This window comes from Noviherbaspirillum cavernae, from assembly GCF_003590875.1.
In the GTDB taxonomy this organism is placed as follows: domain Bacteria; phylum Pseudomonadota; class Gammaproteobacteria; order Burkholderiales; family Burkholderiaceae_D; genus Noviherbaspirillum; species Noviherbaspirillum cavernae.
The window spans coordinates 1,620,729-1,641,721 of the sequence record NZ_QYUN01000002.1 but is presented as its reverse complement, the minus strand read 5'-3'; the positions used below and the strand labels follow the sequence as shown (position 1 = coordinate 1,641,721).

Here is a 20,993-nt window from a genome sequence, read left to right as displayed (position 1 = left end):
TCGGACTCCGTCGTTGGCGCTGTGCGTTTTTCTTGTTGCATTCGACTAACCCTGGTCAGCCAATGACTTTTTTCACCACCTCGGTGAGGCGATTCGGGTCGAACGGCTTGACCAGCCAGCCGTTAGCACCGGCAGCCCTGCCCTTCGCCTTCATTTCATCGCTGGACTCGGTGGTCAGCATGAGAATCGGCACTTTCTGATATGTCGGCAGCTGGCGCAAGGACCGGATCAGCATCAGCCCGTCCATCCGTGGCATGTTCTGATCCGTCAATACCAGGTCGAACACCTGGGTCTTTGCCTTGTCGAGACCGTCCTGTCCATCCACCGCCTCGGTGACCTGGTAGCCAGCTGCTCGCAGACTGAACACCACCATTTGCCGCAATGAACCTGAGTCGTCTACAGCCAGAATTGATTTCGCCATTTCCTGTTACTCCCGCTTTTTCGTTGAAGGGCCGGCGTCCTGCCATGACGCCGTACACCCGCTTTTCCAGTATCTGCAATCGTTAAAACAGTTCGATATCGCCGCTTTCCATATGAGTCTGGCAAACCGCTTTCCACAACTCGCTTTCGAGCTTCAGGCTTTGCTCTTCCAATGCTCTGTTGATATCGTTCAGTGTCATGTTGATCTGTTCCGTGCCGCCCTCGGCCGACACGCCGGCACTGCCGGCACCTATCTGCTCCAGCACATCGCGCAAGCCGGTGACACGCCGGACCGCCCTGCCGATCAATTGGTTGGTCATGTCCTGAAACTGCAAGCCGGTCACTGCCGCATTCACATGCTGACCGATCTCCTGCTGTTTCGCCTTGATGAGTTCGGTGATTTCCAAGGTGGGCTCTGCGCCGGACAGTAGCATGTCGACTGCCTGCTGCTGCGCCGTGATGGCATCGTGAATCGCCATGAAACTTGTACCGAGCTTCTCGATGGCTTCGCCAAGCAGAATGCCAGTCTGTACCAGATCGGTCTCTGCCTCGGTCAAATGCTGCGTGCTGTGCTCCGACAAGTTGGATAGCAGGCGTTTCACCTGAGAGCCTGGCAATGCATTTTCTGTCATGAAAAGTCCTGTCCCCAAACAGCGCTCGTTACCACTACCGGCATGCGCTTCGCTATCGCGCGCTCGCACTGCCAAGTTCCTGTCTGACTTGCGCTCCGCTCGTAACCTCGATGGTTCCGCCGTCCTTGAGTGCGGATTCCTCCGCTTTCTTGTTCATGACAATAATACTAATACGGCGGTTGACAGGATTAAAGGGATCTTCCTTGTCGAACAGCACCGCCGACGACAATCCGACCACCCGCAACAACTTGACCTCATCCATGCCGCCCGCCACCAGCGCCCTGCGCGATGCGTTCGCGCGGTCGGCCGAAAGCTCCCAGTTGCTGTAGTACTTTTCGCCGCTGGCGTAAGGGGTGGCATCGGTGTGGCCGGACAGACTGATCCTGTTCGGCATATCGTTCAGGAAGTGGCCTATCTCAAGCAGGATTTCCCTGGTATAGGGCTGAAGCTCGGCCTTGGCCAGCGCGAACATGGGCCTGTTCTGTTCGTCCACGATCTGAATGCGCAGTCCCTCGGTGGTGATGTCGAGAAGGAGCTGCTTCCTGAACTGCTTCAGCGCCGGGCGCGCTTCGATAGCCTCCTCGATGCGCTGCTTCAAGGCTTTCAGGCGGGCCAATTCCATCCGCTCCAGTTCCGCTTGCGCAGCCTGCATGCTGGCCGCCGTCGGCATATTGACCCTCCTCGGCGAAGCCTCTTCCCCATTCTGGAGCTGACCGTCCTTGCGCGTCAGGTCCCTGCCGCCGCCCTGCAGCACGCTTGAGCTGTCACCGCTTCCGCTGCCGCCTGCCATGGCGACCTTGAGCGGGGTCTTGAAGTACTCTGCAATCCCCTGCAGATCTCCTTTTGCCGTCGAACCCAGCAGCCACATCAACAGGAAGAACGCCATCATCGCCGTGACGAAATCGGCGTAGGCGATCTTCCAGGCGCCGCCGTGATGGCCGCCGCCCTTCTTTATTTTCTTTACGACGATGGGCCGCTGCCCTTCCTCTGCCATGTCGAATTCCCTGTGGTTGTTCTGGTTGCCAGGCCTGATTACTTCGACTTGGACTGCTTGATGTGTTCTTCCAGTTCGACGAACGACGGGCGCTCCGTCGAGAACAGGACCTTGCGACCGAATTCAACGGCAAGCGCCGGTGCATAACCGTTCAGACTCGCCAGCAAGGTCACTTTCACGCACTGGAACATCTTTGATGACTCATGCAGTTTCTGCTCAAGTGCAGTAGCGAGCGGACCGACGAATCCGTACGCCAGCAGAATGCCAAGGAAGGTGCCGACCAGCGCATGTGCGATCAATATCCCCAGTTCCGCCGGCGGCAATCCGACCGATTCCATCGTATGGACCACCCCCATCACTGCCGCCACGATACCGAACGCCGGTAATGCATCGCCGACCTTGGAAATGCAATGCACCGGCACTTCGCCTTCGGCATGATGCGTTTCGATCTCGTTGTCCATCAGGTTTTCGATCTGGAACGCGTCCATATTCCCCGACACCATGAGCCGCAAGTAGTCGGTGATGAACTCGACAATGTGGTGATCGGCCAGGACGCTCGGATACTTGCTGAAGATCGGGCTTTCCTCCGGCATCTCGATGTCGCCCTCGATGGACATCAGTCCTTCCTTGCGCACCTTGGTGAGAATCTCGAACAGCAGCGTCATCAGCTCCATGTACAGATCCTTCGTGTACTTGGAGCCCTTGAGCAGGCTCGGCAATACCTTGAACGTCGCCTTGATCGCCTTGACGCTGTTCCCTACCAGGAACGCACCTACAGCCGCGCCGCCGATCATCAACAGTTCGAGCGGCTGGAAAAGCGCGGCCAGATGTCCGCCCGACATTGCAAAACCGCCAAAGACGGAAGCGACAACAATGATGTATCCAACGATGACTAACAAGGGAGATACTCCGTCTCAAGAAAGGATCAGTGTCATTGACCAGCCATTTTGCCAACCAGCCAACAGGATAACAACCTGCCCGCTGGCGCAAAGGTTCGAACAGACACCCTAAAGCCGGCTTTCAATTGAATAACGGTCCGAAAGAAAATAACTTGAGTGTGGAAATGTGCTGCGGTCCGCGCGCCGTACCACGAATGGAAAATGACGGCGAAGGCACGGTCGTCTACATATGCCAGCCGTAAAGGGCCGGGCCGCCGTCAACCGGCACGTGAACGAAATGCGGCTCGCTCGCCGGCACGTCGAACTCGTAACTGAGCAAGAGCGTGCCTGTCCGCATTTCCGCGTGCGCCTTCTGCCACAGCGCCGGCATGGCTGCCGGCGACAGATAGGCAAACACGACATCGTATGCCGCAAAATCGAGTCGGCCGTAATCGCCCCGCGTGAAATGCGCCGCGCTGCGGCGTATCCATTTGCGCAGCAAACTGGCAAGCCATGGCAGCGGTGCCAGCTCGATGCCGACGAATACGCTATCCGTCCGCGCTTCCGCAAGACGCAGCACCAGCCCGCCCAATCCGCTGCCGACATCAATGAATCGAATCGGCCGATCGGCCGGCAAAATGTCGAGCACGGCATCCCAGGTCTTCGGTCCGGATGGATAGAACGGCACCTGGGTTCGGAACGTGGTCCAGTACAACCCAAGCAGTGCGACGAACGCAACGAGGAATATTTCGGGGGGAAGCCGCACCGACAGCATCGCGACCAACGCGATCGGAAACACGGCTTGAATCGGCAGCCACCACGGCGCCAACTTGAGCAAGCGCGAGATCAGCGCTGCGAATGCCCCCTGCAGCAGAGCCGCGCCGACGATCGTCAGCGGTGCCGCAGACAGCAAAGGCAGCGCATAGGCAATCGCCACGACGACCGCAAACGACGCAGCCTGAATCAGTGCCGCCTGTACCGCAGGCTTGTTCAACAGCGAGCTATCGTGCGATACGCCCGTGCCCGAGCGCACGCCGTTCATGAATCCGACCTTGTTTCGATACGAGAGAAATATCGCTCAAGCAGCGACTTCCGCCGCGATGGACGCAGCCTCTTCCTTCGCCTTCTTTGTCTTCCCGGCGCGTGAAGGCATGTGGCACAAGCCGCAGGTGTAATGGTTGTGCAGGTCCAGCTTGTGCACCACGAACTCGCCCTTGCACTTGCTGCAGCAGGCTGTCGTGAGCATCTTGCTTTCGAAAAATCGCACCAGCGTCCACGCCCGTGTCAGCGAAAGAACCTGCTCCCCGCTGGCGTCCGGTCCGACCTGCTCCAGATAGAGCTTGTACGCCTTCATCACGGCCCCGATGCCGGAAATGCGGGCATGCTCGACCAGATACTTGTGGATGTTGATGAACAGGGACGAATGGATATTCGGCTGCCAGGTGATGAACCAATCGGTGGAGAACGGCAGCATGCCCTTCGGCGGCGAAACGCCCTTGAGCTCCTTGTACAGCTTCAGCAGGCGCTCGCGCGACAACGACGTTTCCGATTCCAGCAGCTGCAAGCGTGCGCCGAGGTTGATCAGCTCGATGGCCAACTGAATTTCCTGGACTTCCGTGACCACGCTCTTCTTAGTCATTTCCTGACCCCGTTCGAGTATTCAATGTCGAAAAATAACCAGAACCGATTTCATAAACTGCGCGCATGAACGAACCGAAGTCAGGCGACATCTCCGCCCAGACACCGTTCCGCACCCGGTCATTTATGAAATGAGTTCTAAAGGAGGGTCTTACGAGATTTCTTCAACGGATTGGCAAGCCATCAGGATCGCCGCATGCGACTGCGCCAGTTCACGATCCTTGTTGTAGTTGGTCAGCATGCCCAGGATTGCACGATCGTCGAAGCGGAAGCGCGCCAGCATCATGTTGGTACCGGCGAGTTTGAGAATCTGCGCATTATTGAGACCTTCGATCAGGTCGGCAATCTCGCCGCTGATTCCGAGACGGAAGATCGCCGTGGCCTTGTCGGAACGGATCATCTGTTGAGCAAGCATCAGGTAGCTCAAATTGGCGTCACGAATTTCGGCCATCATGTCGTTCGTGTTCATGTTCATTCCCCTATCCATTAAGCACCGGGTTGTATTTTTGGATTGCCGGTAAATGAATTCTGCTTGCGCCGCAAGGCACGGGGAATAGGTACCAGTCGGTATTTTTCGTCGGAGGAGATGCTGACAGCATTGTAGGTATTTGTCCTACAAACAAGGAACCGCGCTCAAGGCGGGTAGAGAAAATGCCGCGAGAAACGGCGTGGAGACTTGCATTCAGGCTGATGAGCATGCAAACACGTGTCTGCAGCCCGCTCGATCTGCCGTCATGGGAATGCCAACCAATTCAGCAGATTTTGCCTGTACCAATGTGCATTGGCTGGCAAATTTCGTTGAATTCCTGCAACAAATGAACGCGTATTTGTCCGGAAATTTCGAGCCAAGCTAGTGCCGCCCGAAAAAAACGCCATTTGAGTATCGTTGGGTATCCAGCAAAGAAACCGCCTGTTGGTTACTTAACGGCATTGCAGATATCGAATTTAGGGATATGACTGAATAAATTTCGGAAAGTTGCATTTGATAATCATTTATTTGCAAATTTTTTTCGCAAGTAGTTTCAGCTCTCCTTCGGCACGCATACCTCAACGAAATTCTATTTTTACCCGGGTGTTATTGACGGTAATTTTATATCCGGGTAAATTTAGACCCTCACCCACTGTCAGGAGAAGCATGATCATGGAAAACCACCGGGGAACATGTACCGCTTTTATCGGCACAAGGCGGATCGTTTCCGGCGACCTCTCCGCAGTGGCGAAACAGGTGAAAACGCTCGTGAGTGATGAGGAGCAGGCGGCCGTAATGATTTTCGACGACACCACCTGCAACCGGATCGAGGTCGATTTTCGAGGCACAACGGACGATGTGCTGAACCGCCTCACTCGCATCGCCACCAATGCCTCAGTCGACAGCAGCACTCCCGTCGAAACGGCAGCACGTCCCTCCAGAGGACGTCCGAAACTTGGCGTTGTCGCTCGTGAGGTCACGTTGCTACCGCGTCACTGGGACTGGTTAAGCACTCAGGAAGGCGGTGCGTCCGTGGCATTACGCAAACTTGTGGAGCAGGCCAGCCGCGCCAATGCCGACCAAGACCAAATGCGTCAGTCGCGCGAAGCGACATACCGCTTCATGTCCGCCATGGCAGGCAACTACGCCGGCTTCGAAGAAGCAACGCGCGCATTGTTCGCCAACGCCCCCGAACGTTTCAACGCACAGATCGAACAATGGCCCGACGACATTCGCATCCATGTACAAATGCTTTCGCGTGGAGCATTTTCGGTCTGATCGAGCGACGAGGAGCTACGCAATCGCAACACCAGGCTGTATAGCGTCTAGATTCATGAAGTAGAACCCGCATCGCTGCGGTTGCGCGCTGAACCGATTGTCGGCACGCGAACGCAGATACCAGGTCACGGTGTGAGGATGCGATTGCCGTGGGCTGCATGAAAAACATTGATGTGCACACACCATGGCGGCTCAGGCAAGAGTAGTGATGTTCGGCGGAGATGGGCGGCTCATCCACGTTTCGCAGAACACGCGTGGACTCCCCCTTGAATCACAATCACGCGCAATGCGCCGCTGGTCCTTGCATATGAAAAAAGCCCCTCCCGGGGCTTGTAGATTTTGGCGGAGACAGAGGGATTCGCCTGCATATCGCAGTCCGCAGTTGAGCTTGCAAGCCCACTCCTTCGAGTCCCGATCGCACGCTGCGCGCGCTCCTGCCTCTGAAAAATTAAAAAGCCCCTTGCGGGGCTTATTAATTTTGGCGGAGACGGAGGGATTCGAACCCTCGATACAGGTTTAAGCCCATATGCTTCCTTAGCAGGGAAGTGCCTTCGACCACTCGGCCACGTCTCCACATCCAGAGCAGTATTGCAAGTCCGCTTTGGCGAAGAGCCGCATGATAACTTCTCATGCGCACTTGGTCAATGAAACTCTGCAATCTGATCCAAAATGATCAAGCTTTTTCGAGGTCGAACGCCTTGTGCAGCGCGCGCACAGCAAGTTCCATGTACTTTTCATCGATCAAGACAGAAATCTTGATCTCGGATGTGGAAATCAATTGAATGTTGATGCCCTCTTCCGACAAAGTGCGGAACATTTGCGATGCAATACCGACATGGCTGCGCATGCCCACGCCAACCACCGACACTTTCGACACCTTGGCATCGCCGATGATACTGGCGGCTCCGATATGCTCCTTGACGCTCTTGTTCAGCACGTCCATTGCCTTCGCATATTCGCCTCGTGCGACAGTGAAAGAGAAGTCTGTTTTCCCTTCGACCGATTGATTCTGGATGATCATGTCCACTTCGACGTTGGCATCAGAGATCGGGCCAAGAATCTGATAAGCGATGCCCGGACGATCAGGCACGCCCAGTACGGTAATTTTCGCCTCGTCGCGATTGAACGCGATACCGGAAATGACGGCTTGTTCCATGTGTGTATCTTCCTCAAACGAAATCAGGGTGCCCGAATTGGCTTCTTCTTCCAGCGACATCAGCGGATCGGTCAGCGACGACAGCACGCGCGTCGGCATCTTGTAGTTGCCCGCGAATTCGACGGAGCGAATCTGCAGCACTTTCGAACCAAGCGATGCAAGCTCGAGCATTTCTTCAAACGTGACCGTCTTCAGACGGCGTGCTTCCGATACGACGCGCGGGTCGGTAGTGTAAACACCATCGACGTCGGTATAGATCAGGCACTCTGCCGCTTTCAATGCGGCGGCAACCGCAACTGCCGATGTATCCGAGCCGCCGCGGCCCAGCGTCGTAATGTTGTTATCGTCGTCCACGCCTTGGAAACCGGTGATGATGACGATCTTTCCCGCATCGAGATCCTTGCGCACCTTGACGTCATCGATCGATTGAATGCGCGCCTTGGTGAATGCGGAATCGGTTTTGATGGGGACTTGCCAACCGGCGTACGACACCGCCTGTTTGCCGATTGATTGCAATGCCATCGACAGCAGCGCAACCGACACCTGTTCACCGGTGGAGGCCAGCATGTCGAGTTCGCGCGGATCCGGCTGCGGCATGATTTCCTTGGCAAGTCCGATCAGACGATTTGTCTCGCCGGACATGGCGGACGGAACCACGACGATTTGGTGACCAGCGTCATGCCATTTGGCGACGCGCTTCGCGACATTCTTGATGCGCTCGGTCGAGCCCATCGATGTGCCGCCATATTTGTGGACGATTAAAGCCATGAGAATTGAAAAATTGGGCTTGGAAAATTGTAAAAATATCGATAAAAATCAACCCTTTACTATACCTGCCACAATGCGAAATAACAAGTGCCGACCTATGACCTGAAAGGCAACACTACACTTTGTCAGACTGCCAATGGAAACGTATCTTCGGCCCAGGCGCCATGCTGAAATGCAGGCAATCCATGCCGATACCGGCAGCAAACAGCAAGTCGCCTCCGGCCGTCAGCAATGGAAGTTGTTCGCGCTGCCAGGAGGGTATGTCCAAGGCTTGGTAATGCTGTTTCAAACTCCTCGTCGAGCGATTGAGTGCGGGTTTCAATCGCTCTCCTCCGCTCCGATGGCGAAGCATCAAGTTCTGCTGACGCAGCCAATTCGGATCAATGCCCTCGTCTGCTTCTTCGAAGCACAGATGGCCGTGAAACTCCGCAAAGGCAATGCACGCTTCTCCATTCCAGCGGAACGTTGCCGGCAAGGCTTGCCGGGCGTCGTCATCGCGCCTGGGAACAAGGAAGATTCGATCGCGATGGCGCCGGACGTGACAATCCATATGCGTCACGCACAGCTGCGCATCCGCCCGGGCGCCGAACAATTGCAGACGCAACTCAGCCAGCCATGAGGTTGCTGGCATGCGCACATCGCGCAAGGCAAACCAATGGCGCAGCACATTGTCGATCCGGTCCTCGCTCAACTGCCTGAGGCGGGGAATATCCAGGCATTCACCATGCACGCATCGATCAAGATCCTGTGCGGCCAGTTCATTCAGCAGACGCTGCGCCGATTGTGCATGTTGCGCAGCCCGCGCAATACGCCCCGGGAATCCCGGAAAGAATTCCGCGAGCGCCGGCATCACCCGATGACGCAACGCGTTGCGTGCATACCGCGTATCCGCATTGGATTCATCCTCGACATAGGCAACTCCTTCACTGGCAGCATAGCTTTCCAGCTCCGCACGTGATGCCGCCAAAAGAGGGCGCGCCATCAGCAGATCGGCAGAACCCAGCAGGTCCGGCGCAGCATTTACCTCCTCCATCCCCGCCAACCCAGCCACCCCCGAGCCACGCAACAATTGCAGCAATACGGTTTCCGCCTGATCATCCTGATGATGTGCAGTCAGCAGCAGCGGTACATTGTGCACCCTGCATAGCTCCCCCAGCGCAGCATAGCGGCTGATGCGCGCCGCCTCTTCCAGACCGCTTTGCTCTCTCCCTGTGATCGCAATGCGGCGCGCCTCAAAGGCAATGCCAAGCCGCTCGCATTCACGTTGACAATGAGCCAGCCAGAGATCCGCATTCGGACTGATGCCGTGATGAATATGGAACGCGAATAGCCGGATTGCTCGTCTGGCGGCATAACGCTGCATCAGCGCGAGCAGCACTGATGAATCGAGTCCGCCGCTATACGCTATTGCAATGGCCGGCACACCGGCGATCTTTGCCTCGTCCGATGAATGCGATACATCCCGAACATTGGCCCTCTCGCCAGAAACACAAACGCGCGTTTGGATTTCCCCCAACGCGCATTCAAATGCGTCGATCAACGACGCTGCCTGCCTGTTTGACACAAAAAGCTATCTCATTCGGATGGATTGATTTCCTTGAACTTGCCGTAGCTCATCAACTTTTCATGGCGCGCAGCAAGCAAATCCTTGGTTTTAATTCCCTGGAATTGACGCAGCGTGTCGGCCAATGCACGTTTCAGCATTGCAGCCATTTGCTTCGGATCGCGATGCGCTCCGCCCAACGGTTCGTTGACGATCTTGTCGATCAGGTTGATGGCCTTGAGCCTGTGCGCGGTCAGTCCCAACGCGTCCGCCGCATCGGCGGCACGCTCGGAAGTTTTCCAGAGAATGGAAGCACAGCCTTCCGGCGAAATCACGGAGTACGTCGCATACTGCAGCATCAACACGGCATCGCCCACCGCGATTGCCAGCGCGCCACCGGATCCACCTTCGCCAATGATGGTTGCGATCAGAGGCACTTTCAATTCCGCCATGACATAAAGATTATGTCCGATGGCCTCCGACTGCCCGCGCTCTTCCGCGTCGATGCCGGGGAATGCGCCCGGCGTATCGATGAACGTAAAAATGGGCAGACCGAATTTTTCCGCCAGCTTCATCAGACGCATCGCCTTGCGATATCCCTCTGGTTTCGGCATGCCGAAATTGCGTAAAGCCCGCTCTTTGGTATCGCGCCCTTTCTGGTGACCAATCACCATGCACGGCTGTCCGTTGAAACGCGCGAGACCGCCCACGATCGACAGATCATCGGCGTAAGACCGGTCGCCATGCAGCTCATGAAAGTCCGTGAAAATCTCATTCACGTAATCCAGCGTGTAAGGACGCTGCGGATGGCGCGCGATTTGCGACACCTGCCACGGCGTCAGCTTCGCATAAATATCCTTGGTCAGTTGCTGACTTTTTTTCGAAAGACGCTCGATCTCTTCCGAGATGTCGACTGCGGAGTCATCTTGCACAAAGCGCAACTCATCGATTTTTCCTTCCAGCTCTGCAATCGGCTGTTCAAAACCGAGAAAAGTCGTCTTGCTCATTGCGCCTCCATTTTGCTTGACACGACGTAAATATTAAATTCAACGGGTTCAGTATTGTACAGGGACAGGTGCCGCATCAAGGCTGCGCCACAGATACCATGTGGCAACTGTTCGCCACGGCTCCCAATTCGCCGCAACCTCGCGCGCATCGCTACGTGACACGGGTTCGCCGGAAAAATAATTGAGACTGATGCCCTTGAGCAGTCCCACATCATCCAAGGGCAATATATTGGGACGCAGCAGATTAAAAATCAAAAACATTTCCGCGGTCCAGCGACCGATCCCGCGAATCTGAACGAGTTCGGAGATGACATCCTCATCGTTCATTTCCGACCATTTATCCACATGAACGCGCTTGGCCTTGAAATGATCCGCCAGATCGAGAACGTATTCAGCTTTTCGCTTTGACAATCCGCAGCTCGAGAGCTTGTCATTGCCAGCCTTGAGAATTTGCACCGGCGTGCATTTCGGACATATCTCCAGCACACGCTGCCATACCGAATCCGCCGCCTTGACTGAGATCTGCTGCCCGATTACCGACCGAACCAATGTCGTAAATGCTTCGCCACGTCCGATCAGATGCATATCGCCGAATTGCGGAATGAGCCTGCGCATGATGCGATCGCGCTTCATTAGCTCTTCCTTCGCATCATGCCAATAGGCCGGTATGCAAACCGTGGCGTCTGCCATCTTCGACGTCACCATCCGGATCACGCCCTTCGCCATTCAGTCAGGCCACCCGGTTTATCCTCGAGAATAATGCCATTGGCGAGCAGTTCCGCACGTATGCGATCGGCATCCGCAAAATTCTTCGCCTTCTTGGCAGCGGCCCTCGCCTCAATTTGCGCAAGAATGTCCGGTTCCGCATAACCATCCTCGCTACTGGCTGGTTCGGCATGAAGGAATTGCCGAGGTGTGCGTTCAAGTAATGCAATGATGCCGGCCAGATGCTTCAACTGCCGGGCTAGCGCCGGAGACCGGGTTTTATTCACCTCATTGGCAAGGTCGAACAGCACCGAAATGGCGACCGGCGTATTGAAGTCATCGTTCATCGCGTCCGCAAAGCGGGCGGCATGCGGCTCCGTCACATCCAAGGGAAGCAGATCCGGAGTGACATCCTTGAGCGCAGTATACAAACGCGTCAACGCATGCTTGGCATCATTCAGATGCGCATCGGAATAATTCAGCGGACTGCGATAGTGCGCGCGCAAAATGAAAAACCGCACGACTTCGGGATCATACTTTTTCAGCACGTCACGAATGGTGAAAAAGTTGCCGAGCGATTTCGACATCTTTTCATTGTCCACTCGCACAAAGCCGTTATGCATCCAGTAGTTGACGAATGTCAGCTGACTCGCACCTTCGGATTGCGCGATCTCGTTTTCGTGATGCGGGAATTGCAAATCCTGGCCGCCACCATGGATATCAAAATGCTCGCCAAGCAGCTCGCAGCTCATTGCCGAACATTCGATATGCCATCCCGGACGTCCCCTACCCCACTGAGAATCCCATTTGACTTCATCCGGCTCTGACTCCTTGGCCGCCTTCCAGAGCACAAAATCCAGCGGATCGCGCTTGGTGGCATTCAGATCAACACGTTCGCCGGCGCGCAAATCATCAAGAGACTTGCCCGACAATTTTCCATAACCAGGAAAGTCACGCACGGAAAAATTAACGTCACCATCCGCAGCCTGATATGCCAAACCGTTTGTTTCGAGTTTGCCGATCATGCCCAGCATCTGAGGTACGTACTGTGTCGCACGCGGCTCATGATCCGGTTTCTGCACACCGAGCGCAGCCGCATCTTCATCCATTGCCTGAATGAATCGCGTCGTCAATTGGGAAATTGTCTCACCATTTTCTACTGCACGCTTGATGATCTTGTCGTCAATGTCTGTGATATTGCGCACATATGTAACGTCGAAGCCGGACGCTCTCAGCCAGCGCTGCACCATATCAAAAACCACCATGACGCGGGCATGACCAAGATGACAATAGTCGTACACTGTCATGCCACATACATACATGCGTACTTTGCCCGCTTGCATCGGGACAAATGTCTGCTTCTCACGCGCGAGCGTGTTGTAGATTTTTATGGCACTCATGGGGCAATTATCCGTTCCGGCCTGGGGGATGTCACAGTCTTGGTTTTGCCTGCACCTGCTTTCCGATCGCGAGCGTGCAGCGCCTTGCAACAGGGTCGCCGAAACCCTTTTTCAATGCAGATTTTGATAAAATGCATCTCTTCGCCGCAGTATAACATCGATGAAAATTCCACTCTTTGCGTTCGGACCGACTCAAGTCCGGAAACATTCAACGCATGAGCAATTACAAACCACGATGATCATCTGGCGAACGATGAGTCGCAACAAACATGCAATCAGTACTCAGCCGCTACAATCGAAATGGATAGAGGCGAGTATGCAAGCTCATCGCATTCAATCAGTTCGCGCGTGATGTAACCATCTGAAGGATGAGTACATGATCACGGGGACAGGGAAGATACACAATCAATAATTGTCTGTAAAGGACTTCAGGAACTCATGATGCAATATTCACGCCGCACTTTTATTCACTTGCTGACAGCGATAAGCTTGACCGCTGCTGTACACAACGCGAACGCAGCAGACGCGGAACAGGTCACCTTGAAAACCAGCATGGGCAGCATCGTGATCGAACTCTATCCGGAGAAAGCACCTAAGTCGGTGGCAAACTTTCTTCAGTACGTAAAGAGCGGACATTACAACGGCACGATTTTCCATCGCGTAATGGAAAATTTCATGATTCAAGGCGGCGGTTTCGACAAGGACATGAAGCAAAAGCCGACCAACAGCCCGATTGAGAATGAGGCAAGGAACGGCCTGAAAAATGATGCGTACACGGTTGCAATGGCGCGCACATCCGCTCCGCATTCTGCCACCGCGCAATTCTTTATCAACGTCAAGAGCAACGACTTTCTCAACTATCCCGGCCAGGATGGCTGGGGCTATACAGTATTCGGCAAAGTCGTGAAAGGAATGGATGTCGTGGACAAAATTAAAAAAGCAGAAACCACCACTGTCGGAATGCATCAAAATGTACCGGTCAAAGCAATTGTGATCGAGTCCGCATCCGTTACCAATTAATATTCATAACCACTCAGACAGGAATTCCCATGGCTGTAATTCTCACTACCAATCACGGCAACATCAAAATCGAACTTGACGCAGAGAAAGCGCCAAAGACCGTTGAGAATTTCCTCAACTACGTCAAGAGCGGCCACTATGACGGCACGATTTTCCATCGCGTAATCGATGGCTTCATGATTCAGGGAGGCGGCTTCGAAGCGGGCATGAAGCAAAAACCGACCAACGAACCGATCGAAAACGAAGCCAAGAACGGTCTCAAGAATGAGCCGTACACGATTGCAATGGCACGCACATCGGCGCCTCACTCTGCGTCTGCGCAGTTTTTCATCAATATCAAGAACAACAGCTTCCTCGACTATCCGGGTCAGGATGGCTGGGGCTATTGCGTATTCGGCAAAGTGGTTGAAGGTACTGACGTGGTGGACAAGATCAAGTCGGTGAAGACCACCAGAGCCGGCATGCATGCTGACGTTCCGGTAGAAAACGTCGTGATCGAAAAAGCGGAAATCGTCTGAGCGCTGCATCTACTCCAGAACCATCATGCATGAGCCAGACATGAGTTCGTCTGCGGCCTCAAAAGCGCAACCTGAAACGGTTGCGCTTTTTGTTTCGGACGTCCATTTGCAGGCATCGCTGCCACGCACCACCAAGGCATTTTTCAAATTCCTGCGTCAGCATGCAAGGTATGCCAAACAACTCTATCTGCTTGGGGACTTATTCGAATATTGGGCCGGCGACGATGACATCGATGATCCCTACAACAAGCAGGTGCTGCAGGCAATCAGGCAGGTGAGCGACGCAGGCGTGGCAGTGTACTGGATCGCAGGCAATCGCGATTTTCTGGTCGGGACACAATTTGCCCGAGATGCGGGTGTGACGTTGTTGCCGGACCCTTTCATGATTTCCATAGCCGGCAGGCAGATCGCATTGGCTCACGGCGATGCGCAATGTACCGATGATGTGGAATACATGGCATTCCGCGCAAAAGTTCGGCAGCAGGGCTGGCAGCAGGAATTCCTTGCAATGCCGCTGATGCAGCGCAAGGCGATCATTGCAAACCTTCGTGCCGGCAGCCGTGAAGCGCAACGGTCGAAGTCATGCGAGATCATGGATGTCAATCCGGAAGCGATTGCTTCGCTGTTTGCAGCAACCGGCGCATCAATGCTCATCCATGGCCACACACATCGGCCCGCATGCCATCAGTATGAAAGAGACAAGATACGTTACGTACTGCCGGATTGGGATTGTGATAGCGAGTCACCACGCGGCGGCTGGCTTGCCATCGATGCGACTGGCGCGGCAAGCTCGCATGACGTTGATGGCGTTCAGCGCTAACGCGCTCATTGCACTTTCTCAGTGATTCACTCTCAGTGATTCACTCGAATTGCTTTTTGAATTGAGCGAACTGTTCCGTCAGCGTTGCGACGTCGCTGCGCAAACGAGCAACTTCGTCTTCAAGCTGAGACACCCGGTCTTGCCGATGCATCTCCACTCCAGAAGAAAAGCTTGCCGCAATTTCCTGCCTCTCTAGCATATCTTCGCCAGCCAGCAAGTGAGCATATCGCGCCTCCTTGGTGCCGGGCGCGCGTGCCAATCGCGCCACCAATGGTGGAAATTTATCAATCAGGAATTGCAGGCCGCTTTCCACTTCCTGCACGGTTGAGAATTCGTGCAATCGGCCGCTACGAGTCCGGACTTCTCCCGCAGTTTGAAATCCGCGAAGCATCAGTATCGTCAGAATCGCAAGCTTGTCCTGCTCCAGCGACCATTTTATGCGCATGCGGTGCTCGTACTTCGATACGCGAGCACCGGCCTGCCGCACTTCAACCACAAACTTTTTCTGCATCAATCGCTGAAGCACTTCCAGCACGGTTTCCTCGGACATCGACATCACGGGATCACGGCTGGATAGCTGATTGCAGCCGTTGACCAGTGCATTCAGCGATAGCGGATAATTGTCCGGTATCAGCGCCTCTTTCTCCGCGAGGACGGCAAGCACCCTGACCTCAAAAGCGTCAAGCAACTCGCTCGTACTGCGATCGGCATTTGAAGATTCTTGATTGGTGGATTCTTCACTCATTCTGCGACCTTCATTCAACCAGCTTATTAAGTTGCTCCGGGTCGAATTTCTCCAGCTCCGGCAATACTTCGCATGCAACACCGGCACTCTTCATCGCAGCGATGATTTTATGAATCTGGCCTTCCTGGGCTGCCGCATGATTGATCAAGCCATGTAACGCGGTCGACAAAGGATCATCGCCGTTCGGCGTCACCCCGTACGCAGCGAACATGCGTGCTGCTGCTTCTTCGTGCTGCTTGTTTGCCTCTTTCCGGACGATGTGTGCCGGATTGCCAACTGCCGTCGCACCGGCAGGAATCGCTTTCACAACAACGGCGTTGGACCCGACTTTGGCACCTTCACCAACGATGAATCCGCCCAACACCTTGGCACCGGCACCGATGATCACGCCACGCTCCAAGGTCGGATGGCGTTTCGCCCCTTTGCTCAACGACGTCCCACCCAAGGTCACGCCCTGGTAGATTGTGCAGTCATCGCCAATTTCGGCAGTCTCCCCGATCACGACGCCGAAGCCGTGATCAATGAATACACGCCGTCCAATCGTCGCACCGGGATGGATCTCGATCCCGGTCAAACCGCGAGCGATATGAGAAATAAACCGGCCCAACCACTTCATCCCGCGCGTCCAGCACCAGCGCGCCCAGCGATGCATCACAATCGCGTGCAAGCCAGGATAACAAGTCAGCACCTCCCATGCCGTACGTGCGGCAGGGTCACGTTCAATGATGCTGGCGATGTCTTCGCGAAGGCGGCTAAACATAGAAAATTGATTTTGTTACTCGAGAATGTAATGTTAACGCGTAGCGCAAAGCCTTGCTGATTGCGGCATCAGGGAACAAACGCAACGGCATTGCGTGCATGGCCACGCAGGCGAAAGCGGAAATTCGCAGGCGCTTGCGCCGTACGCTGCATTTCTCAGCGCACAGACATCCTCTGGCGGCGCGCCTCATAAAGACAAACACCGGACGCAACAGACACATTGAGGCTTTCGACCGCACCGGACATCGGAATGCTGGCCAGCACATCGCAATTCTCCCGTGTAAGACGGCGCATGCCCTCTCCTTCGGAACCCATGACGAGTGCAGCAGGACCTGAAAAATCCACGTCATAGATGGTTTTTTCCGCATCGTCGGTCGTACCGAAGAGCCAGATATCGCGTTCCTTGAGTTCGCGCAGCGTGCGGGCGAGATTGGTGACCGTAATGTAAGGAACCGTGTCGGCCGCACCGCTTGCCACTTTGGCAGCGGTGGCATTCAGCCCTACGGCACGATCCTTGGGCGCGATCACTGCATGCGCACCAGCGCCGTCAGCGACGCGCAAACAAGCGCCGAGATTATGCGGATCGGTTACCCCATCCAGTATCAACAACAGTGGCGGGCCTTCAATAGCATCCAGCAATTCGTCGAGGTTACGCGCCAACGACAATTCACCTGCTTTCGCAACCACGCCTTGATGCCGTCGCGTTCCCACCATTCTGTCGAGACGCTGATCATCCGCGTGGATGATGCGCACCTTCGCAGCTTCAGCAGCGCGTAACAGTTCCTGCATGCGACGGTCGTGACGGCTGGCGTCGATATAGATCTCTTCCACCGAAGATGCTTCATGACGCAGGCGTGCAGTCACAGCGTGAAAGCCGAAAATCATTTTACTTTTCATTGTTGACGCTTTTTCTTGCCGGTTTTGGTGCTCGTTTTGACCGAACGCGCTTTTTTAGTCCCGCTGGTCGCCGATTTCGCACGCTTCGGCTTTCCGTTCTTTACCGCGGCTTCTCTGGTGCGCACCGCCTTCTGGTCGCCCTTCTTCTCTCGCGTCTGCTCGACTTCGGCTCGCCTTGCTTCGTTCTTCAAGACGGTGCGGATGCCCGGTTCGCTCACCAGACGCAAATCGATCTTGCGTGCATCCAGATCGACGCGGCTTACCTGAACAGTGACGCGATCCGTCAACTGATAGCGAATACCCGTGCGCTCTCCGCGCAGCTCATGCCTCATTTCATCGTACTGAAAATAGTCGGCCCCCAGCTCGGTGACATGCACCAACCCCTCGATAAAGAGCGAGTCCAACTGCACGAAAATACCGAACGGCGCAACGCCGGCAATCGTTCCCGTAAACTCTTCGCCAAGTTTGTCGCGAATGAAATAACACTTCAGCCACGCCTCAACGTCGCGCGATGCTTCATCGGCACGACGCTCATTGGCGGAGCAGTGAATACCCAGCGCCTCCCAGATTGCGATGTCACCCTCTGCCTTTTTCTTGCCTGCAGCCTTGTCCTGTGCCTGCATCTTGCGCGCCGCCGGCGACAGCATCGTATTCAGCACAGCGGTATCGATGCCCTTCGGCTCGTAGCGTTTTCCCTGCAGGATCGCCTTGATTGCGCGATGGGTCAGCAAATCCGGATAGCGGCGAATCGGACTGGTGAAGTGGGCATAGGCCTCATACGCCAAGCCGAAATGCCCGATGTTTTCTGGGCTATAGACTGCCTGCTGCATCGAACGCAGCAGCATTGTCTGCAACAATATGGCATCCGGGCGCGTCTTGATCTTCGGCAGCAGCTCAGCATAATCGGACGCCGAAGGGCTGTCGCCGCCGCCTAGATGCAAGCCGGCCTGCTTCAAAAACGTTCTGACCTGATTCAGCTTTTCCTTGGTCGGCCCCGCATGGACGCGAAACACGCCGGGCTGCTTGTTCCGTTCCAGCAGATCGGCGGCACAGACATTCGCCGCCAGCATGCATTCTTCAATCAACCGGTGCGCATCATTGCGCGTTCGAGGCAGGATTTGTTCAATCTTGCCTGCGGCATTGCACACGATATAGGTTTCCGTGGTTTCGAAGTCGATCGCACCACGCGCTTGTCGCGCCCTGAGCAATGCCTGGAACACTTCGTAAAGGTGCAACAGATGCGGCACCAGTGTTTGCCGTTTTGCCGCTTCCGTGCCTTTGGTATTGGCAAGAATCGCTGCCACCTCCGTGTAGGTGAGGCGCGCCGCCGAGTGAATCACCGCAGGATAGAACTGGTACGCCTTGATTTCGCCTTTCGAGGTGATGATCGCATCGCACACCAGTGTCAGTCTGTCGACGTCCGGATTCAAGGAACACAATCCATTCGACAGCTTTTCCGGCAGCATCGGAATCACGCGTCTGGGGAAATACACCGAAGTACTGCGCTCAATTGCATCGACGTCCAGCGCGTCGTTCGGTTTGACGTAATGACTGACATCTGCGATGGCAACGATCAGGCGGAATGCGTTGCTGCGGCCGATCTTCACCGGCTCGCAATACACCGCATCATCGAAATCCCGCGCATCTTCACCATCGATCGTCACCAGTGGAATGTCGCGCAAATCAACCCGGCTGGCCAAATCCGCTTCGTACACTTCGTTTGGCAGCTTCGCGGCAAGCTTTTTTGCCGCTTCGGAAAACTCATGCGGCACGCCATACTTGCGCACTGCGATTTCGATTTCCATTCCCGGATCGTCTATATCCCCGAGCACCTCGACGATCTTGCCGACCGGCTGGGTAAATCGTGATGGCTGCTCAGTCAACTCGACACTGACCACCTGCCCGGTTTTTGCTTTGCCAGGAGAACCCGCCAAAAGTATGTCTTGACCGATTCGCTTGTCTTCCGGCGCCACGATCCAGACAGCATTCTCATTCAGCAAGCGTCCGATGACATATGCATTTGCGCGCTCGACCACTTCGACAATGGTTCCCTCGGGACGACCGCGTCGATCGGTGCCGACGATGCGCACTTGCACGCTATCTCCGTGCAGAACCTTCTGCATCTCCTTTTCGGGTAGGAAGATATCTTCGCTGGCATCGTCCGGAATCAGGAAACCGTAACCTTCGCGATGACCACTGACACGGCCCTCGATAAAGTTCGGCTGATGTGCGAGTTGATAGTGGCCGTTTCGATTCGGCTTGATCTGACCGTCACGTTCCATCGCATTCAAGCGGCGCGTCAGGCCGTCCAGTTCTGCGGATTTAACATCGAGAGCCGCGGCGAGGGAATTCACATCTTGCGGGCCCGTCGCGGTACGTAAGATACCGAGAATTTCCTCTCGGCTGGGGATGGTGTATGAATATTGGCTCAAATGGGTACTTCAGTTAATTATTATTGGCACATGGTCTAGTGTAACGGAGGAGTACAGCATTTACCTAACGACTCACAATGTGGACGATTTGCTTTCCGAATGGATTGACTTCCAAATCATTTCAGCTATAATGCATGTCTTTCGCATCGCCCAGATGGCGGAATTGGTAGACGCACTAGGTTCAGGTCCTAGCGGTGGCAACACTGTGGAGGTTCGAGTCCTCTTCTGGGCACCAAATCACTAAAAACCCGTTGGTTCGCCAACGGGTTTTTCGTTTTATCGGCACCTTTTTCCGGAACCCATATCGTTTCATTCAAACCCGAACTTCTTTTATTTGGATGGTTCTGGCATGGATGAAGTTCTGCGCGCTAGACTTCCTGTTCGCTCTTCAAGCGCGCAATGACATCTGCCGGACGCATGCTATCGTACTCTTCGAATGGCTGATGAATCCAGGGATTGGTGGGTAGGAATTCAAGATAGTAATCCGGCCGCAGAACCGAACATGCCTTGCACCAGATGACTGCCGATTTCACTTCAGTTACACCGGGGAAATTAAATTGAAGATGCTCCTGCACCCGCTTTAACGTCACTCCGGAATCTGCCAAATCATCAACCAGAAGCACTTTTCCCGACACGGTGCCTTTCGTTACCGTAATGTGCTTGGCAATGCCTAACTCCCCTTGCACCGTCCCCGCTTCCGCACGATACGAATTCGTAGAGAGGATGGCCAACGGCACATCGAAAATACGCGAGAAAATGTCGCCCGGCCTCAAGCCACCGCGAGCAAGGCATAATACCTGATTAAATTTCCAGCCCGATTCATGGACGAGTTTGACAAGCTCCTCTATGGAGCGATGATACTGCGCCCAGGAAACCCAAAGGTGCTTGTCGTCTGATACGGGCATTTCCACTTC

General features: G+C 54.9%; 21 protein-coding genes and 2 tRNA genes. 5 read left to right on the top strand and 18 right to left on the bottom strand.

Annotated elements, in window-relative coordinates; all coding sequences use genetic code 11:
• Positions 1-55 precede the first annotated feature (55 nt).
• The 7 genes from D3870_RS07725 to flhD all read right to left on the bottom strand — a co-directional run bounded on the left by D3870_RS07725 (position 56) and on the right by flhD (position 5,031).
• The gene (locus tag D3870_RS07725) at positions 56-421 is read right to left on the bottom strand and encodes a response regulator (RefSeq protein WP_119738021.1); all 366 of its coding nucleotides are present in this window, start codon (positions 419-421) and stop codon (positions 56-58) included.
• Positions 422-503: 82 nt separating this feature from the next.
• A complete protein-coding gene (locus D3870_RS07720; protein ID WP_119738019.1) occupies positions 504-1,052 on the bottom strand; it encodes a chemotaxis protein in 549 nt (182 codons plus the stop codon).
• A 52-nt stretch (positions 1,053-1,104) separates the two neighbouring features.
• Positions 1,105-2,046: a flagellar motor protein MotB gene (gene motB, locus D3870_RS07715; RefSeq protein ID WP_119738017.1), complete on the bottom strand. Its 942-nt coding sequence runs from the start codon at positions 2,044-2,046 to the stop codon at positions 1,105-1,107.
• Positions 2,047-2,084: 38 nt separating this feature from the next.
• Positions 2,085-2,945 (bottom strand): flagellar motor stator protein MotA, encoded by an 861-nt coding sequence (gene motA / locus D3870_RS07710; RefSeq protein ID WP_119738015.1) that lies wholly within the window; start codon positions 2,943-2,945, stop codon positions 2,085-2,087.
• Positions 2,946-3,168: 223 nt separating this feature from the next.
• Complete coding sequence (locus D3870_RS07705) at positions 3,169-3,966, bottom strand: class I SAM-dependent methyltransferase (RefSeq protein ID WP_119738014.1); 798 nt, start codon at positions 3,964-3,966, stop codon at positions 3,169-3,171.
• Positions 3,967-4,002: 36 nt separating this feature from the next.
• Complete coding sequence (flhC, locus tag D3870_RS07700) at positions 4,003-4,563, bottom strand: flagellar transcriptional regulator FlhC (RefSeq protein ID WP_119738012.1); 561 nt, start codon at positions 4,561-4,563, stop codon at positions 4,003-4,005.
• 150 nt (positions 4,564-4,713) lie between these two features.
• Entirely contained in the window at positions 4,714-5,031 is a 318-nt protein-coding gene (flhD, locus tag D3870_RS07695) for a flagellar transcriptional regulator FlhD (protein ID WP_119741823.1), read from the bottom strand.
• 672 nt (positions 5,032-5,703) lie between these two features.
• Here flhD and D3870_RS07690 point away from each other — a divergent pair.
• Positions 5,704-6,309 (top strand): DUF2239 family protein, encoded by a 606-nt coding sequence (locus D3870_RS07690; protein ID WP_119741821.1) that lies wholly within the window; start codon positions 5,704-5,706, stop codon positions 6,307-6,309.
• A 479-nt stretch (positions 6,310-6,788) separates the two neighbouring features.
• Here the strand turns inward: D3870_RS07690 and D3870_RS07685 are convergent.
• From D3870_RS07685 to cysS, 6 genes are all read right to left on the bottom strand, one after another.
• Positions 6,789-6,882, bottom strand: a tRNA-Ser gene (locus tag D3870_RS07685).
• Positions 6,883-6,982: 100 nt separating this feature from the next.
• On the bottom strand, positions 6,983-8,233 hold the full coding sequence (locus D3870_RS07680) for an aspartate kinase (RefSeq protein WP_119738010.1): 1,251 nt from the start codon (positions 8,231-8,233) through the stop codon (positions 6,983-6,985).
• Positions 8,234-8,348: 115 nt separating this feature from the next.
• On the bottom strand, positions 8,349-9,773 hold the full coding sequence (tilS, locus tag D3870_RS07675) for a tRNA lysidine(34) synthetase TilS (protein WP_242489898.1): 1,425 nt from the start codon (positions 9,771-9,773) through the stop codon (positions 8,349-8,351).
• Between the two features lie 35 nt (positions 9,774-9,808).
• On the bottom strand, positions 9,809-10,783 hold the full coding sequence (locus D3870_RS07670) for an acetyl-CoA carboxylase carboxyltransferase subunit alpha (protein ID WP_119738006.1): 975 nt from the start codon (positions 10,781-10,783) through the stop codon (positions 9,809-9,811).
• 48 nt (positions 10,784-10,831) lie between these two features.
• The gene (locus tag D3870_RS07665) at positions 10,832-11,509 is read right to left on the bottom strand and encodes a DNA-3-methyladenine glycosylase family protein (protein ID WP_422879642.1); all 678 of its coding nucleotides are present in this window, start codon (positions 11,507-11,509) and stop codon (positions 10,832-10,834) included.
• The gene (gene cysS / locus D3870_RS07660) at positions 11,494-12,888 is read right to left on the bottom strand and encodes a cysteine--tRNA ligase (protein WP_119738004.1); all 1,395 of its coding nucleotides are present in this window, start codon (positions 12,886-12,888) and stop codon (positions 11,494-11,496) included. Before cysS ends, D3870_RS07665 begins: the two co-directional genes overlap by 16 nt.
• Before the next feature lie 441 nt (positions 12,889-13,329).
• On the opposite strand from cysS, the gene D3870_RS07655 reads away from it, so the two are divergent.
• The 3 genes from D3870_RS07655 to D3870_RS07645 are packed head-to-tail and all read left to right on the top strand — an operon-like array spanning position 13,330 to position 15,246.
• Entirely contained in the window at positions 13,330-13,908 is a 579-nt protein-coding gene (locus tag D3870_RS07655) for a peptidylprolyl isomerase (RefSeq protein WP_119741817.1), read from the top strand.
• Between the two features lie 29 nt (positions 13,909-13,937).
• The gene (locus D3870_RS07650; protein ID WP_119738002.1) at positions 13,938-14,426 is read left to right on the top strand and encodes a peptidylprolyl isomerase; all 489 of its coding nucleotides are present in this window, start codon (positions 13,938-13,940) and stop codon (positions 14,424-14,426) included.
• Positions 14,427-14,466: 40 nt separating this feature from the next.
• The gene (locus D3870_RS07645) at positions 14,467-15,246 is read left to right on the top strand and encodes a UDP-2,3-diacylglucosamine diphosphatase (protein WP_119738000.1); all 780 of its coding nucleotides are present in this window, start codon (positions 14,467-14,469) and stop codon (positions 15,244-15,246) included.
• Between the two features lie 40 nt (positions 15,247-15,286).
• Here D3870_RS07645 and D3870_RS07640 read toward each other — a convergent pair whose 3' ends face one another.
• The 4 genes from D3870_RS07640 to rnr all read right to left on the bottom strand — a co-directional run bounded on the left by D3870_RS07640 (position 15,287) and on the right by rnr (position 20,079).
• The gene (locus D3870_RS07640) at positions 15,287-15,991 is read right to left on the bottom strand and encodes a YceH family protein (RefSeq protein WP_119737999.1); all 705 of its coding nucleotides are present in this window, start codon (positions 15,989-15,991) and stop codon (positions 15,287-15,289) included.
• A 10-nt stretch (positions 15,992-16,001) separates the two neighbouring features.
• Positions 16,002-16,751: a serine O-acetyltransferase gene (gene cysE / locus D3870_RS07635; RefSeq protein WP_119737997.1), complete on the bottom strand. Its 750-nt coding sequence runs from the start codon at positions 16,749-16,751 to the stop codon at positions 16,002-16,004.
• 155 nt (positions 16,752-16,906) lie between these two features.
• Positions 16,907-17,647 carry a 23S rRNA (guanosine(2251)-2'-O)-methyltransferase RlmB gene (gene rlmB / locus D3870_RS07630; protein ID WP_119737995.1) on the bottom strand — a complete coding sequence of 247 codons (741 nt, stop codon included), beginning with the start codon at positions 17,645-17,647 and terminating at the stop codon, positions 16,907-16,909.
• Positions 17,644-20,079 (bottom strand): ribonuclease R, encoded by a 2,436-nt coding sequence (rnr, locus tag D3870_RS07625; RefSeq protein ID WP_119737993.1) that lies wholly within the window; start codon positions 20,077-20,079, stop codon positions 17,644-17,646. The genes rlmB and rnr overlap by 4 nt, the downstream gene beginning before the upstream one ends.
• A 148-nt stretch (positions 20,080-20,227) precedes the next feature.
• Here rnr and D3870_RS07620 point away from each other — a divergent pair.
• Positions 20,228-20,314, top strand: a tRNA-Leu gene (locus D3870_RS07620).
• 133 nt (positions 20,315-20,447) lie between these two features.
• On the opposite strand, the gene D3870_RS07615 is transcribed toward D3870_RS07620, so the two are convergent.
• Complete coding sequence (locus D3870_RS07615; RefSeq protein WP_119737991.1) at positions 20,448-20,984, bottom strand: phosphoribosyltransferase; 537 nt, start codon at positions 20,982-20,984, stop codon at positions 20,448-20,450.
• Positions 20,985-20,993: the final 9 nt, after the last annotated feature.

Excerpts from the sequence above, each read along its gene's own strand:
- D3870_RS07725 (WP_119738021.1), bottom strand. The coding sequence starts at position 421 with ATGGCGAAATCAATTCTGGCTGTAGACGACTCAGGTTCATTGCGGCAA.
- D3870_RS07720 (WP_119738019.1), bottom strand. The coding sequence starts at position 1,052 with ATGACAGAAAATGCATTGCCAGGCTCTCAGGTGAAACGCCTGCTATCC.
- motB (WP_119738017.1), bottom strand. The coding sequence starts at position 2,046 with ATGGCAGAGGAAGGGCAGCGGCCCATCGTCGTAAAGAAAATAAAGAAG.
- D3870_RS07705 (WP_119738014.1), bottom strand. The coding sequence starts at position 3,966 with ATGAACGGCGTGCGCTCGGGCACGGGCGTATCGCACGATAGCTCGCTG.
- flhC (WP_119738012.1), bottom strand. The coding sequence starts at position 4,563 with ATGACTAAGAAGAGCGTGGTCACGGAAGTCCAGGAAATTCAGTTGGCC.
- flhD (WP_119741823.1), bottom strand. The coding sequence starts at position 5,031 with ATGAACACGAACGACATGATGGCCGAAATTCGTGACGCCAATTTGAGC.
- D3870_RS07690 (WP_119741821.1), top strand. The coding sequence starts at position 5,704 with ATGGAAAACCACCGGGGAACATGTACCGCTTTTATCGGCACAAGGCGG.
- D3870_RS07680 (WP_119738010.1), bottom strand. The coding sequence starts at position 8,233 with ATGGCTTTAATCGTCCACAAATATGGCGGCACATCGATGGGCTCGACC.
- D3870_RS07670 (WP_119738006.1), bottom strand. The coding sequence starts at position 10,783 with ATGAGCAAGACGACTTTTCTCGGTTTTGAACAGCCGATTGCAGAGCTG.
- D3870_RS07665 (WP_422879642.1), bottom strand. The coding sequence starts at position 11,509 with ATGGCGAAGGGCGTGATCCGGATGGTGACGTCGAAGATGGCAGACGCC.
- cysS (WP_119738004.1), bottom strand. The coding sequence starts at position 12,888 with ATGAGTGCCATAAAAATCTACAACACGCTCGCGCGTGAGAAGCAGACA.
- D3870_RS07655 (WP_119741817.1), top strand. The coding sequence starts at position 13,330 with ATGCAATATTCACGCCGCACTTTTATTCACTTGCTGACAGCGATAAGC.
- D3870_RS07650 (WP_119738002.1), top strand. The coding sequence starts at position 13,938 with ATGGCTGTAATTCTCACTACCAATCACGGCAACATCAAAATCGAACTT.
- D3870_RS07645 (WP_119738000.1), top strand. The coding sequence starts at position 14,467 with ATGAGTTCGTCTGCGGCCTCAAAAGCGCAACCTGAAACGGTTGCGCTT.
- D3870_RS07640 (WP_119737999.1), bottom strand. The coding sequence starts at position 15,991 with ATGAGTGAAGAATCCACCAATCAAGAATCTTCAAATGCCGATCGCAGT.
- cysE (WP_119737997.1), bottom strand. The coding sequence starts at position 16,751 with ATGTTTAGCCGCCTTCGCGAAGACATCGCCAGCATCATTGAACGTGAC.
- rlmB (WP_119737995.1), bottom strand. The coding sequence starts at position 17,647 with ATGAAAAGTAAAATGATTTTCGGCTTTCACGCTGTGACTGCACGCCTG.
- D3870_RS07615 (WP_119737991.1), bottom strand. The coding sequence starts at position 20,984 with ATGCCCGTATCAGACGACAAGCACCTTTGGGTTTCCTGGGCGCAGTAT.